The organism is Priestia sp. 3CA3 (assembly GCF_056836725.1).
Map to the genome: position 1 here is coordinate 30,727 of NZ_JBXENJ010000012.1, position 14,389 is coordinate 45,115.

Sequence of the window (14,389 nt, forward strand, 5' to 3'; positions counted from 1 at the left end):
AGAATGGATGTCAACTAACGTTTCGTAGTTTTTTTAAAAAACATCCATTCTAGAGTAATGATTTTATAATTAGTCGATTGTTACCGTTTCTTCAGCTTGGTTTTTGATTGGTTCAGCATTACGATATCTCGTCATACCTGTACCAGCCGGAACTAGCTTACCAATGATAACATTCTCTTTAAGTCCAAGCAACTCATCACGTTTTCCTTTGATTGCAGCATCTGTAAGAACACGAGTTGTTTCTTGGAATGACGCAGCAGATAAGAAGGAATCAGTTTCAAGAGATGCTTTTGTAATACCAAGTAATACAGGACGGCCTGTCGCTGGACGATTGCCTTCAAGTAATACTTTTTCATTAGCATCAGTGAATTGGTGAATATCAAGTAATGAACCTGGTAATACATCTGTATCTCCTGAATCCATTACGCGCACTTTACGAAGCATTTGGCGAACCATTACCTCTACGTGTTTATCTCCAATTTCTACCCCTTGCATACGGTATACTTTTTGCACCTCACGAAGCAAGTACTCTTGTACAGCCGTGATGTCTTTTACTTTTAGTAATTCTTTAGGATCAATTGAACCTTCCGTTAATTCTTGACCACGTGCAATGCGCTGTCCTTCAATAACTTTCAGGCGTGCACTGTACGGAGCTGTGTAAGAACGAGTTTCAATCTCTCCTTGAACAGTAATTTCGTGCTGACGATCGCGTCCTTCAGAAATGCCGGCAATTGTACCTTCAATTTCAGAAATAACGGCTTGACCTTTAGGGTTACGCGCTTCGAAGATCTCTTGGATACGCGGTAAACCTTGAGTGATATCGTCTCCAGCAACCCCACCTGTATGGAATGTACGCATCGTTAACTGTGTACCTGGCTCACCGATAGATTGAGCAGCGATGATACCAACTGCCTCACCCACTTCAACTTCTGAACCAGTTGCAAGGTTACGACCGTAACATTTTTTACATACACCGTGGCGAGTGTTACATGTGAATGCAGAACGAATCCATACTTCTTCAACACCAGCATCCACAATTGTTTCAGCTAGGTCTTCTGTAATTAGTTCGTTTTCTTTCACTAACACTTCGTTTGTTCCTGGGTGAAGTAGTGTTTTTCTCGCATAACGTCCAATTAGACGCTCATCAAGTTTCTCAATTTCTTCTGTTCCTTCTTTGATTGCAACAGCCAGAATACCGCGGTCTGTACCACAGTCGTCATCACGTACGATAACGTCTTGTGCCACGTCAACCAGACGACGAGTAAGGTAACCTGAGTCAGCTGTTTTAAGAGCCGTATCGGCAAGACCTTTACGTGCACCATGGGTAGAGATAAAGTACTCTAATACTGTTAAACCTTCACGGAAACTAGATTTGATTGGTAACTCAATGATACGACCAGACGGGTTGGCCATTAGTCCACGCATACCTGCAAGCTGAGTGAAGTTAGATGCGTTACCACGGGCACCAGAGTCACTCATCATGAAGATTGGGTTGCGTTTGTCTAATGACGCCATTAATTTACCTTGGATAACGTCTTTCGCGCTACTCCATACAGAGATAACACGCTCATAACGCTCATCTTCAGTAATTAAACCGCGACGGAATTGTTTTAGTACGTTATCTACTTTAGCTTGCGCTTCTGTTAAGATAACTTCTTTTTCTCCTAAAACCACGATATCAGCTACACCAACTGTAATACCAGCTTTAGTAGAATATTTGAAACCTAGGTCTTTCATACGGTCAAGCATTTTAGAAGTCTCAGTAATTTTGAAACGTTTAAATACTTCAGCGATAATATTACCTAAGATTTTTTTCTTAAACGGTGCGATAGCCGGTTGATTCTTGATGAATTCCTTCACATCTGCACCTTTTTCAACAAAGTACTTCTCAGGAGTTTTCACTTCTAAGTTTTCTCTTGTTGGTTCGTTAATGTATGGGAACGATTTTGGTAAAATTTCGTTGAAAACTAATTTACCAACCGTTGTAACAAGCAACTGTTGATTTTGTGCTTCTGTAAACGTTTCGTTGTTTAAAGAACCTGCATACACACCTACACGTGTATGAAGATGCACATAACCGTTTTGGTACGCTAATAGTGCTTCATTTGTATCCTTGAACACCATGCCTTCTCCAACTGCCTCTTCACGCTCAAGCGTTAAGTAGTAGTTACCTAATACCATATCCTGTGAAGGTGTAACAACTGGTTTACCATCTTTAGGGTTCAAGATATTTTGAGCAGCAAGCATTAAGATACGTGCTTCTGCTTGTGCTTCCGCAGATAATGGAACGTGAACCGCCATTTGGTCACCGTCAAAGTCAGCGTTATATGCTGTACATACAAGCGGATGAAGACGAATAGCGCGACCTTCTACAAGCGTAGGTTCAAATGCTTGAATACCTAGTCTGTGTAGCGTTGGTGCACGGTTTAAAAGAACTGGATGCTCTTTAATAACCGATTCTAATACGTCCCATACTTCAGGTTGCACACGTTCAATTTTACGTTTTGCACTCTTGATGTTATGAGCTAAACCGCGTTCAACAAGCTCTTTCATTACGAAAGGTTTGAAAAGCTCTAACGCCATTTCTTTTGGAAGACCACATTGATACATCTTTAAGTTCGGACCTACAACGATTACCGAACGGCCAGAGTAGTCAACACGTTTACCTAATAAGTTTTGACGGAAGCGACCTTGCTTACCTTTTAACATGTGAGAAAGAGATTTTAATGGACGGTTACCTGGTCCTGTTACCGGACGGCCACGACGACCATTATCGATTAATGCATCTACAGCTTCTTGAAGCATACGCTTTTCGTTTTGAACGATAATGCTAGGAGCTCCAAGGTCTAATAAACGCTTTAAGCGGTTGTTACGGTTAATTACACGGCGATATAAATCATTTAGATCAGACGTAGCAAAGCGTCCACCATCTAATTGAACCATTGGACGAAGTTCTGGCGGAATAACCGGTAGAACGTCTAAAATCATCCAAGAAGGTTCGTTACCAGAATGACGGAAAGCCTCTAGTACCTCTAAACGTTTAATAGCACGTGTACGACGTTGACCTTGAGCAGTTTTCAATTCTTCTTTCAAAGCATCTACTTCTTTATCAAGATCGATGTCATGCAATAATTTTTTAACAGCTTCAGCACCCATTGCTGCATGGAAAGTTTGTCCGTACTTCTCACGATACGCACGGTATTCTTTCTCTGATAAAAGCTGTTTCTTTTCAAGTGGTGTATCACCAGCATCTGTTACTACATAAGAAGCAAAATAAATGATTTCCTCTAGCGCACGAGGGGACATGTCTAAGACAAGTCCCATGCGGCTAGGAATACCTTTGAAGTACCAAATATGTGAAACAGGTGCAGCTAGTTCGATGTGACCCATGCGTTCACGACGAACTTTTGCGCGCGTAACTTCTACGCCACAACGATCACATACAACACCTTTATAACGAACGCGCTTATATTTTCCGCAGTGACATTCCCAGTCCTTTTGTGGACCAAAAATACGCTCACAGAATAAGCCGTCTTTTTCAGGTTTTAACGTACGATAGTTGATCGTTTCAGGTTTTTTTACCTCACCGTACGACCAAGAACGAATTTTATCTGGCGAAGCTAGACCGATTTTCATATACTCAAAGTTATTTACATCTAGCAAGGAGCCTACCTCCCTTTTAATCTACAGGTTTTTTCCCTTAACGTTTATATGAAAGTAATTCCTTACTCTTTTGTGACAGGATCTTTTTGTCCTTCAGAAAGGCTTTCTTCGTTATCTGCAATAATTGATTCTGTTGGTTGCTCATGGTCCTCTTCTGAGTCCATGATATCAATTTCTTGCTCGTCAGCAGAAAGCATCTTCACATCCATACCTAAACTTTGTAGTTCTTTGATTAATACTTTGAACGATTCAGGTATGCCAGGTTCTGGAATGTTTTCACCTTTAACAATTGCTTCGTATGTTTTCACACGACCTACTACGTCGTCTGATTTCACTGTTAAGATCTCTTGTAATGTATAAGCAGCACCGTATGCTTCAAGTGCCCATACTTCCATCTCACCAAAACGCTGTCCACCGAACTGCGCTTTACCACCAAGTGGTTGTTGTGTAACAAGTGAGTATGGTCCAGTAGAACGAGCGTGAAGTTTATCGTCTACCATGTGAGCAAGTTTGATCATGTACATGATTCCTACTGATACACGGTTATCGAATGGTTCACCTGTTCGACCATCATATAGAACTGTTTTAGCATCACGAGACATGCCAGCTTCTTCGATTGTTGCCCAAACATCTTCCTCACGCGCACCATCAAATACTGGAGACGCAACGTGAATGCCAAGCTTACGAGCAGCCATACCTAAATGAAGCTCTAGCACCTGACCGATGTTCATACGAGATGGTACCCCTAATGGGTTTAACATGATGTCAATTGGCGTACCGTCTGGTAGGTAAGGCATATCTTCTTCCGGTAAAATACGTGAAATTACACCTTTGTTACCGTGACGACCGGCCATTTTGTCACCTTCAGAGATTTTACGCTTCTGAACAATGTATACACGGACTAATTGGTTTACACCTGGTGGTAATTCGTCGCCATCTTCACGGTTGAAGACTTTAACATCAAGGATAATTCCACCGCCGCCGTGCGGTACACGAAGAGAAGTATCACGAACTTCACGCGCTTTTTCACCGAAAATAGCGTGTAGAAGACGTTCTTCAGCTGTTAGTTCTGTTACACCTTTTGGCGTTACTTTACCAACTAAAAGATCTCCATCTTTTACTTCTGCACCAATGCGGATGATTCCACGCTCATCTAAGTTGCGAAGCGCATCTTCACCTACGTTTGGAATGTCACGCGTAATTTCTTCAGGTCCAAGTTTCGTATCACGAGACTCAGATTCATATTCTTCAATATGAACAGACGTATATACATCGTCTTTCACAAGGCGTTCACTCATGATGATGGCATCCTCATAGTTGTAACCATCCCATGTCATGAAACCAACCATTACGTTTCGTCCTAAAGCAAGCTCACCTTTTTCCATTGAAGGACCGTCGGCTAAGATCTCACCTTTTACTACTTCGTCGCCAACTGAAACAATTGGACGCTGGTTGTAACAAGTACCTTGGTTAGAACGAACGAATTTTAATAATTTGTATTGATCTAAGTTACCTTTAACTTTTTGTCCGTCTACTTCTTCATAGCGGCGAACAAAAATTTGTTTTGCTTCTACGCGCTCTACAACGCCAGGGTATTTACAAATCACGGCTGCACCAGAGTCTTTACCAGATACATATTCCATACCTGTACCTACGATTGGTGCTTCAGGATTTAATAAAGGTACTGCTTGACGTTGCATGTTCGCACCCATTAATGCACGGTTAGAGTCATCGTTCTCTAAGAATGGGATACATGCTGTAGCGGCAGATACAACTTGTTTTGGTGATACATCCATATAGTCTAAACGATCGCGACGGATAACCGTGTTTTCTCCACGGAAACGTGCAACGACATTTTCATCTAAGAATGAACCATCATCACCTAGACGAGCGTTCGCTTGGGCTACAACATAGTTATCTTCTTCATCAGCTGTTAAGTAGTCAATTCGCTCTGTCACTTTACCTGTTTCAGGATCGATACGACGGTAAGGTGTTTCGATGAAACCGAATTTGTTTACTTTTGCATAAGAAGAAAGTGAGTTGATTAACCCGATATTCGGACCCTCTGGCGTTTCAATCGGACACATACGGCCATAGTGGGAGTAGTGAACGTCACGCACTTCGAAACCAGCGCGTTCACGCGTTAAACCACCAGGTCCTAGAGCTGAAAGACGACGTTTGTGCGTCAATTCGCCTAATGGATTCGTTTGATCCATGAACTGTGATAATTGAGAACTTCCAAAGAACTCTTTAATCGCCGCAATAACTGGACGAATATTAATTAATTGTTGAGGTGTGATTGTATTCGTGTCTTGAATTGACATTCTTTCACGAACAACACGTTCCATACGAGATAAACCGATACGGAATTGGTTTTGTAACAATTCACCTACAGAACGCAGACGACGGTTACCTAAGTGGTCGATATCATCTGTGTCTCCTACTTGATGAAGCAAGTTAAAGAAGTAACTGATTGATGCTAAAATATCAGCAGGTGTGATATTTTTAACTTCTTCTGTTACATAAGCGTTGCCTGATACAGTGATGACTTTTTCACCTTCTGGATCATTTGGCGCATAAATCTTAATAGATTGTAATGTAACATCGTCTTCTACTACTCCACCAACCGGACTATAAGTTTTGAAGTTTACTCCACCTTCAAGCATCGGAATCAAGCGATCTAGCAGACGGCGATCAATCATTGCGCCTTTTTCTGCAATAATTTCACCTGTTTCAGGATCAACTAATGTTTCAGCTAGCTTTTGATTAAATAAGCGATGTTTGATATGAAGCTTTTTATTAATTTTATAGCGACCTACGTTCGCTAAGTCATATCGTTTTGGATCAAAGAAGCGAGATACTAATAGAGACTTCGCATTCTCAACTGTCGGTGGTTCACCCGGACGTAAACGCTCATAGATTTCTAATAGCGCTTTTTCCGTTGTTTCCGTATTATCTTTTTCAAGCGTATTACGGATGTATTCATTATCACCGATTAAATCGATAATCTCTTGGTCAGAACCGAAACCTAGCGCGCGTAACAGCACTGTTACTGGCAGTTTACGAGTACGATCAATACGCACGTATACTACATCTTTTGCATCAGTTTCATATTCTAGCCATGCACCACGGTTAGGGATAACAGTTGCTGTATATCCTTTTTTACCGTTTTTATCAAGCTTTCCACTATAGTAAACACTTGGTGAACGAACCAACTGTGATACGATAACACGCTCAGCACCATTAATTACAAAGGTACCTGTTTCGGTCATCAATGGGAAATCTCCCATGAACACATCTTGGTCTTTTACTTCACCTGTTTCTTTATTAATTAACCGCACCTTAACACGAAGAGGTGCTGCATAAGTTACATCACGTTCTTTAGACTCTCCTACTGAATACTTTGGCTCACCTAAGCTGTAATCAATAAATTCTAGTGATAAGTTACCTGTAAAATCATCAATTGGAGAAATATCTTGGAACATTTCTCGTAAACCTTCATCTAAAAACCATTGGTATGAAGCCGTTTGAATCTCGATTAAGTTCGGTAACTCTAAAACTTCACTAATACGAGCATAACTTCTGCGTTGGCGGTGGCGTCCATACTGAACTAGTTGACCTGTCAACTGATTCACCCCTCAAATCAAGCGTTATTATTCAAAATATATAATAAACCATATGTTTATTATTGAACAAAAGAAAAATGGTCTCTTTAAATAGAAAACCACAATTTCATAAAAACGTACTATTGATTTTATTAGTTTTTCCCATATAATTCAAAATTATACCTTTTATTTTATGTATAACCCGAGCTTATATGGAATATTTATATATTGGCATTTTATAATGCTAACATACTAAAAAATATTAGTCAACATTTTTTAGCACATATGATATAATACCCTTTTTTCTTTTCTACTACTTCTACTTCATTAAATAGAGATTCTAATTTCGCAAGAGCAGATGGCGCTCCTTGCTTTTTCTGAATCACAATCCAAAGTTCTCCTTGGTCAGCAAGGTGATCTAATGACTTTTCTAGAATTTCATGAACAACTTTTTTACCCGCACGGATCGGCGGATTACTAAGAATAGCTGCAAAATTCGTTTCCTTCACATTTTCATAGCAAGAGCTTTGATAGATTGAAACATTTGATACTGAATTAACTTCAGCATTTTTTTGAGCTAGTGCTAATGCACGTTCATTAACATCGACCATATGAACGTTTCTTTGGCTATCCTCTTTTGCAAGAGCCAACCCAATCGGGCCATATCCGCACCCAACATCCAGAAGCGGGCCGGGACTCTCAGGCATTTGAAACGTTTCAATTAACAGGCGCGATCCAAAATCGATCTCTTTTTTTGAAAAAACACCGCTGTCACTCGTAAATGAAAAAGAGGTTCCTCTCAATTCAAATGAAAAGCGCTCTTCATTACTTGCAGACGATGGTGTATTAGAAAAATAATGTTCTGTCAAAATAGAACCTCCTAATCAATATGTTCTTCTTTACTATAAATGAAAAGGATGACAGAAGCAAAAAAGCTCGCTTGTACAAGCGAGCTTTTTTATATCAGTTGTTAAGCAATAATTACTTAACTTCTACAGAAGCGCCAACTTCTTCAAGTTTAGCTTTTGCTTCTTCAGCTTCTTCTTTAGAAATACCTTCTTTAAGAGCTTTTGGAGCGTTATCAACGATTTCTTTAGCTTCTTTTAAGCCAAGACCAGTGATTTCACGTACTACTTTGATAACTTTGATTTTTTGTCCGCCAGCACTTTCAAGTACTAGGTCAAATTCAGTTTTCTCAGCAGCAGCTTCACCAGCAGCACCGCCAGCTACAGCTACAGGAGCAGCAGCAGTTACGCCAAATTCTTCTTCGATTGCTTTTACTAAATCGTTAAGTTCTAAAACAGTCATATTTTTAACTGCTTCAATGATTTGTTCTTGAGTCATTGTTAATTTCCTCCTTGTGATTGTGTTATATATAACAGACTAGATTATGCACCTTGTTCTTCTTTTTGATCTGCCACAGCTTTTGTAGCAAGAGCAAGGTTGCGAATTGGAGCTTGAAGCACGCTAAGCAACATAGAAAGTAAGCCTTCGCGAGATGGTAGTTCTGCAAGTGCTTTAATTTCTTCAACAGATGCAACATTACCTTCAATTACACCAGCTTTGATTTCTAACGCTTCGTGTTCTTTAGCGAAGTTGTTTAAAATTTTAGCTGGAGCAACAACATCTTCTCCACCAAATGCGATTGCATTTGGACCTACTAACGCATCATTAAGATCTGTTAGTTCAAGTTTTTCTACAGCACGGCGAGTTAAAGTGTTTTTGTAAACTTTGAACTCAATGCCTGCTTCACGTAATTGCTTACGAAGTTCAGTAACTTCAGCAACATTCAAACCACGGTAGTCAACGACAACTATTGAGTTACTCGCTTGAAGTTTTTCAGCAATTTCGTCTACGACTTGTTTCTTTTGTTCAATTACGTTGCTCATCTTTACACCTCCTGTAGATTTCCTTCCGTACACTCAGACAAGGTGCAATAAAAAACCTCCATGACAATAAAGACATGGAGGTGTAGTAAGCGAACCATAACGTTTCACTAATTTATCTCACACACCTCGGTAGGAAATTAAGCTTTGCAGCACCTACTGTCTACGGTACAAATGTTATTCTTTTTAACAACATTATCTATTATAATCAGGGACTTTCAAAAAGTCAACACCGATTTATTTCCAAATTTATTAAGCAGAGAATGAAGCAGTATCAACTTTGATACCAGGGCCCATTGTTGAAGTAACAGCTACGTTCTTCATGTATGTGCCTTTTGCTGCTGCCGGCTTAGCTTTTACCATAGTTTCGAAGATTGTAGTGAAGTTTTCAACTAACTTGCTCTCTTCGAAAGATACTTTACCGATTGGTACGTGGATGTTACCAGCTTTATCAACACGGTATTCTACTTTACCAGCTTTGATTTCGTTAACTGCTTTTTGAACATCAAATGTTACTGTACCAGTTTTAGGGTTTGGCATTAAACCTTTAGGTCCTAATACACGACCAAGTTTACCAACTTCACCCATCATGTCTGGAGTAGCTACGATTACATCGAACTCGAACCAACCTTGTTGGATTTTGTTGATGTAGTCAGCATCGCCAACGTAGTCAGCGCCTGCAGCTTCAGCTTCTTTAGCTTTTTCGCCTTTAGCGAATACTAATACACGTTGAGTTTTACCTGTACCGTTTGGTAGTACTACTGCACCACGAATTTGTTGGTCAGCTTTCTTAGGGTCAACTCCTAAACGGAATGCTACTTCTACAGTTGCATCAAATTTAGTTGTGTTTGTTTTCTTTACTAATTCAATCGCTTCTTGTACTGAATAAGTTTGTGTACGATCTACAAGCTTAGCAGCTTCAACGTACTTTTTACCTTTTTTAGCCATTTTTGTTTCCTCCTTATGTGGTTTTAACGGAATAACCTCCCACTAATAAAGGTTGCGAGCATAGGAAAACTTCCATTTCTCGCAACCTTCTAACACCCAATCAAATGGAATTAGTCTTCAACTACGATTCCCATACTGCGCGCTGTACCTTCTACCATGCGCATTGCAGATTCAACGCTAGCAGCGTTTAAGTCAGGCATTTTAGTTTCAGCAATCTCACGCACTTTGTCACGCTTGACTGTTGCAACTTTATTACGGTTTGGTTCACCAGAACCAGACTCAATACCAGCCGCTTTCTTAAGTAGTACAGCAGCAGGTGGAGTTTTCGTAATAAATGTAAATGAACGGTCTTCAAATACCGTGATTTCAACAGGAATGATAAGACCAGCTTGATCAGCTGTGCGAGCGTTAAACTCCTTACAGAAACCCATGATGTTAACACCGGCTTGACCTAATGCAGGACCAACTGGTGGCGCTGGATTTGCTTTACCTGCAGGAATTTGTAACTTAACAAGTTTAATTACTTTTTTAGCCACGAGACACACCTCCTTAAGTCCGTGATGTGGTAATAGGGCGATGCCCTCCCACTCAATGTTCTTTATATATAAAATAAAGAAATAGTTGTTTTAGTCTCTAGTTTTGAGACATACTGACTTATGAAATATTAACATTAAACTTCATGAATTGCAAGGTCTTACAGATTATATTTTTTCAATTTGTGTAAAGTCTAGCTCTACTGGCGTTTGTCTTCCGAACATATCGACATGAACCTTAACTTTACGTTTATCTGTATCGATTTCTTCAATGGTACCTTCGAAGTTTGCAAACGGACCTTCTTGAACCAATACTGTTTCTTTTAGTTCAAAGTCAAAGTCAGCATGCTGCTCGTCCATGCCCATTTGTTTTAAGATCATTTCTACTTCTTCTGGTAGAAGAGCAGTTGGCTTTGATCCAGAACCTGCTGAACCTACAAAGCCCGTAACGCCAGGTGTATTACGAACTACATACCATGAATCATCTGTCATGATGATTTCAACTAACACGTACCCTGGGAATACTTTTTTCTTTGTAATCTTTTCTTTGTTGTTCTTAATTTCTCTTTCTTCTTCTTCAGGAACAACAACGCGGAAAATTTTATCTTGCATACCCATTGTTTCTACGCGCTTTTCTAAATTTGTTTTTACTTTATTTTCATATCCAGAATAAGTATGGACTACATACCAATTTTTCTCCATTTCTGAGGACTATACGTCCTTCCCTCCCAGCTCACTATAAAATAAGATGTCCTAATCTATTGCACAGACAACGCACTAGGAAAATAGTTGACTCCTAGCACAATCATTCTTAAAGCAAATTAAAAAACCCGTCTCCGGGCTTTTCTGAAAAAAACATAATTTAGCTTTATTATACCATGATTTAAGTCAATTTATTCAAGGGATTAAACGAATAAGTGACGAAATTCCGTAATCAACTACTACAAAAAAGAGTGTCATAAATACAACTGTAGAAATAACAGTAATTGTATAACGAGTTAGCTCATTTTTTTTAGGCCAACTTACCTTCTTCATCTCACGCCCAACATCACGCAAGAAATTTCCTACACGGTTCATGTTTGTAACCTCCAATAAATTAAAAGGGGTATTAGTCTGTGCAGATTATTGATCTACTTTGTTTCACGATGAATCGTATGTGCGTTACACGTTTTGCAAAACTTCTTCATTTCTAAACGCTCTTCGTTTTGCTGTGTGTTTTTCATAGTCGTATAGTTACGACTAGCGCATTGCACACACGCAAGTACAACTTTTTTACGCATAATGTCAACCACCTATAGAGTGATAATGTCTATAAAAAAGTATCACAGACTTTCTTAGCATGTCAATATGAGGATAGAAGGCTACATTGTGATTTCACGAATCTCGAGGTAGCGCTCTAATTTCCTCTTCACACGCTGAAGTGCATTATCGATGGATTTGACGTGGCGGTTTAACTCTTCTGAAATTTCTTGATAAGATTGACCATCTAAATAAAGAACGAGAACTTTTCGCTCAAGATCACTTAACAGTTCAGCCATCTTTAATTCAATATCATCAAACTTCTCTCGATTAATGAGCAACTCTTCTGGATTTGCTACTTTTGTCCCCGAAATAACATCCATTAAGGTTCGGTCGGACTCTTCATCATATATTGGCTTGTCCAATGATACATAAGAGTTTAATGGAATATGTTTTTGCCTTGTTGCGGTTTTAATAGCGGTAATAATTTGCCTGGTAATGCAAAGTTCAGCAAAAGCTTTAAACGAAGTTAGCTTATCTTCTCTAAAATCTCTAATTGCCTTGTATAACCCTATCATACCTTCTTGTACAATATCTTCACGGTCTGCCCCAATTAAAAAATACGACCGCGCCTTTGCTCGCACAAAGTTTTTGTATTTATGAATCAAATACTCTAATGCGTCAATATCGCCTTTATGCACAAGATCGACAACTGTTTCATCCTCTTGTTGTTCGAAATGAGCATGCAGTTTTCTCCCATAAGTATCGCCCATATCGATCCCCCCGACCGCACAGTAGATAGAAATATTATACAGTAGCTAATTCCGTACCGTCAATAACCTCACCGCTGTCCCCGGCGCCATTTTTCGAAAATTTCGGCTACTTGATTGGAAAGTTGAATGCGTGCCGCTGGCTTTTGATTTTGAATAGACTTCACATCAAGATTAATATGTTTCTCAATTTGCTCAATTTCGTTGTACAATTCTCGAGCAGAAATTCTAAGCGCACCTTGTCCAAAGATTGCCCACTGCTCCGTAAAATCAGATGTAGCAACATGAATCTGTGTCTTTACATTGTTTAGCTCTTGAGCCAGCTTTTCAATGTACTCATCCGCTGTTTCATTTTCTCGTGTAAATACAACGTCAACCTTATGATTTTTTGCCTTCTTTTCAATTCCTTCGACCATATGAGCATCGAAGACAATAATGACACGATACCCCATATATGCTTGATACTCTGCCATCTTTTCAATTAACAGGTCTCGAGCACCCGCTAAATCATTATCTCTAAGCTTTCTTAGGTCGGGCCACGCACCTATCATGTTATAACCATCCACCAGTAGAATATCCATTTCTATTCACCTAGAGGATGGCGTTTTCGGTAAACCTCATACATGAGAAGACTAGCTGCTACAGATGCATTTAACGATGTAACATGCCCAACCATTGGAAGCTGTACAAGAAAGTCGCATTTTTCACGAATCAAACGACTCATGCCTTTTCCTTCACTTCCAATCACTAACGTAAGCGGCATACCTCCATCTAAGTTGCGGTAATCGTCACTTTCTTTCGCATCCGTTCCAACAATCCATACGCCTCGATCTTTTAATTCATCAATCGTCCTTGATAGGTTTGTTACCCTTGCTACAGGAATATGTTCAATCGCTCCTGTAGACGCCTTTGCTACAGTGGCCGTTAATCCAACTGAACGGCGCTTTGGAATAATGATACCGTGTGCGCCAACGGCATCGGCTGTTCGCATAATAGAACCTAAATTATGGGGATCTTCGAGCTCATCTAACAGAAGGAAAAACGGACTTTCATTACGTTTTTCCGCTAAGTTAAATAAATCATCTAACTCTGCATACTGATAAGCAGCAACTTGTGCAGCTACTCCTTGATGAATACCGTCTACCATTTGCTCAATTTTCTTTTTCGGTACAAACTGCACCAATACACCATTACGTTTTGCTAACTGCGTGATTTGCCCCATAGAACCGCCTTGCGATCCTTCGGCAATCCATAGCTTGTTAATGTCACGCCCAGACTTTAGGGCTTCTAGGACCGGATTACGTCCAATGATAAATTCATGTTCCATGATTCATTCCTCCCTCTCCTTCATCGACGAAAGAGATAGCTTTAGTAATAAGTTCCATCATTCTTTCTTCTTCACCTAAAAGATACAAATAGCCTACGACCGCTTCAAATGCTGTACTGTAGCGATACGTTTGCACATCTGTGTTTTTAGGGACTGTACCAGACTTTGCATTGCGTCCTCGGCGCAGTACACCTTCTTCTTCTTCAGTAAAAAAGTTTTCATTTTTAAAATAATATACGATTTGTGCTTGTGCTTTTGCTGATACATATTTTTTAGCTTTATTATGAAGCTGGTTAGGGCGCACTGTCCCTAACACCAGCAGGTGGCGGCGAACATGTAAATCAAACACCGCATCACCCATATAAGCAAGAGCTAAGCTATTTAGCTGTTTTACATCTAATTTACTGCTGCTCATAAC

General features: G+C 39.8%; 14 protein-coding genes and 1 other annotated feature. All 14 genes read right to left on the reverse strand.

The window, feature by feature from the left end:
* Window positions 1–69: 69 nt before the first annotated feature.
* The 14 genes from rpoC to AC1VNJ_RS23720 all read right to left on the reverse strand — a co-directional run bounded on the left by rpoC (window position 70) and on the right by AC1VNJ_RS23720 (window position 14,386).
* Window positions 70–3,663 carry a DNA-directed RNA polymerase subunit beta' gene (gene rpoC / locus AC1VNJ_RS23655; RefSeq protein ID WP_013081369.1) on the reverse strand — a complete coding sequence of 1,198 codons (3,594 nt, stop codon included), beginning with the start codon at window positions 3,661–3,663 and terminating at the stop codon, window positions 70–72.
* Between the two features lie 62 nt (window positions 3,664–3,725).
* The gene (rpoB, locus tag AC1VNJ_RS23660) at window positions 3,726–7,289 is read right to left on the reverse strand and encodes a DNA-directed RNA polymerase subunit beta (protein ID WP_028412662.1); all 3,564 of its coding nucleotides are present in this window, start codon (window positions 7,287–7,289) and stop codon (window positions 3,726–3,728) included.
* Window positions 7,290–7,534: 245 nt separating this feature from the next.
* Window positions 7,535–8,137, reverse strand: a complete 603-nt coding sequence (locus AC1VNJ_RS23665) for a class I SAM-dependent methyltransferase (RefSeq protein WP_034263652.1) — start codon at window positions 8,135–8,137, stop codon at window positions 7,535–7,537.
* A gap of 112 nt (window positions 8,138–8,249) precedes the next feature.
* The gene (gene rplL, locus AC1VNJ_RS23670) at window positions 8,250–8,612 is read right to left on the reverse strand and encodes a 50S ribosomal protein L7/L12 (protein WP_013054917.1); all 363 of its coding nucleotides are present in this window, start codon (window positions 8,610–8,612) and stop codon (window positions 8,250–8,252) included.
* Between the two features lie 44 nt (window positions 8,613–8,656).
* Window positions 8,657–9,157 carry a 50S ribosomal protein L10 gene (rplJ, locus tag AC1VNJ_RS23675; RefSeq protein WP_013054916.1) on the reverse strand — a complete coding sequence of 167 codons (501 nt, stop codon included), beginning with the start codon at window positions 9,155–9,157 and terminating at the stop codon, window positions 8,657–8,659.
* 40 nt (window positions 9,158–9,197) lie between these two features.
* Window positions 9,198–9,341: a sequence feature (ribosomal protein L10 leader region), on the reverse strand.
* Between the two features lie 65 nt (window positions 9,342–9,406).
* Window positions 9,407–10,102, reverse strand: a complete 696-nt coding sequence (gene rplA / locus AC1VNJ_RS23680) for a 50S ribosomal protein L1 (RefSeq protein WP_013054915.1) — start codon at window positions 10,100–10,102, stop codon at window positions 9,407–9,409.
* A gap of 110 nt (window positions 10,103–10,212) precedes the next feature.
* The gene (rplK, locus tag AC1VNJ_RS23685; protein WP_013054914.1) at window positions 10,213–10,638 is read right to left on the reverse strand and encodes a 50S ribosomal protein L11; all 426 of its coding nucleotides are present in this window, start codon (window positions 10,636–10,638) and stop codon (window positions 10,213–10,215) included.
* A 165-nt stretch (window positions 10,639–10,803) separates the two neighbouring features.
* Complete coding sequence (gene nusG / locus AC1VNJ_RS23690; RefSeq protein WP_014462032.1) at window positions 10,804–11,337, reverse strand: transcription termination/antitermination protein NusG; 534 nt, start codon at window positions 11,335–11,337, stop codon at window positions 10,804–10,806.
* A 195-nt stretch (window positions 11,338–11,532) separates the two neighbouring features.
* The gene (secE, locus tag AC1VNJ_RS23695; RefSeq protein ID WP_013054912.1) at window positions 11,533–11,712 is read right to left on the reverse strand and encodes a preprotein translocase subunit SecE; all 180 of its coding nucleotides are present in this window, start codon (window positions 11,710–11,712) and stop codon (window positions 11,533–11,535) included.
* 53 nt (window positions 11,713–11,765) lie between these two features.
* Window positions 11,766–11,915 carry a 50S ribosomal protein L33 gene (rpmG, locus tag AC1VNJ_RS23700; protein ID WP_013081365.1) on the reverse strand — a complete coding sequence of 50 codons (150 nt, stop codon included), beginning with the start codon at window positions 11,913–11,915 and terminating at the stop codon, window positions 11,766–11,768.
* A gap of 81 nt (window positions 11,916–11,996) precedes the next feature.
* Window positions 11,997–12,647 carry an RNA polymerase sporulation sigma factor SigH gene (gene sigH, locus AC1VNJ_RS23705; protein ID WP_028412660.1) on the reverse strand — a complete coding sequence of 217 codons (651 nt, stop codon included), beginning with the start codon at window positions 12,645–12,647 and terminating at the stop codon, window positions 11,997–11,999.
* A gap of 68 nt (window positions 12,648–12,715) precedes the next feature.
* On the reverse strand, window positions 12,716–13,225 hold the full coding sequence (locus tag AC1VNJ_RS23710) for an NYN domain-containing protein (protein WP_013081364.1): 510 nt from the start codon (window positions 13,223–13,225) through the stop codon (window positions 12,716–12,718).
* A 2-nt stretch (window positions 13,226–13,227) separates the two neighbouring features.
* Complete coding sequence (gene rlmB / locus AC1VNJ_RS23715; protein WP_014462034.1) at window positions 13,228–13,971, reverse strand: 23S rRNA (guanosine(2251)-2'-O)-methyltransferase RlmB; 744 nt, start codon at window positions 13,969–13,971, stop codon at window positions 13,228–13,230.
* Window positions 13,961–14,386, reverse strand: coding sequence for a Mini-ribonuclease 3 (locus AC1VNJ_RS23720; RefSeq protein ID WP_013054907.1), 426 nt, complete (start codon window positions 14,384–14,386; stop codon window positions 13,961–13,963). The genes rlmB and AC1VNJ_RS23720 overlap by 11 nt, the downstream gene beginning before the upstream one ends.
* Window positions 14,387–14,389 lie beyond the last annotated feature (3 nt).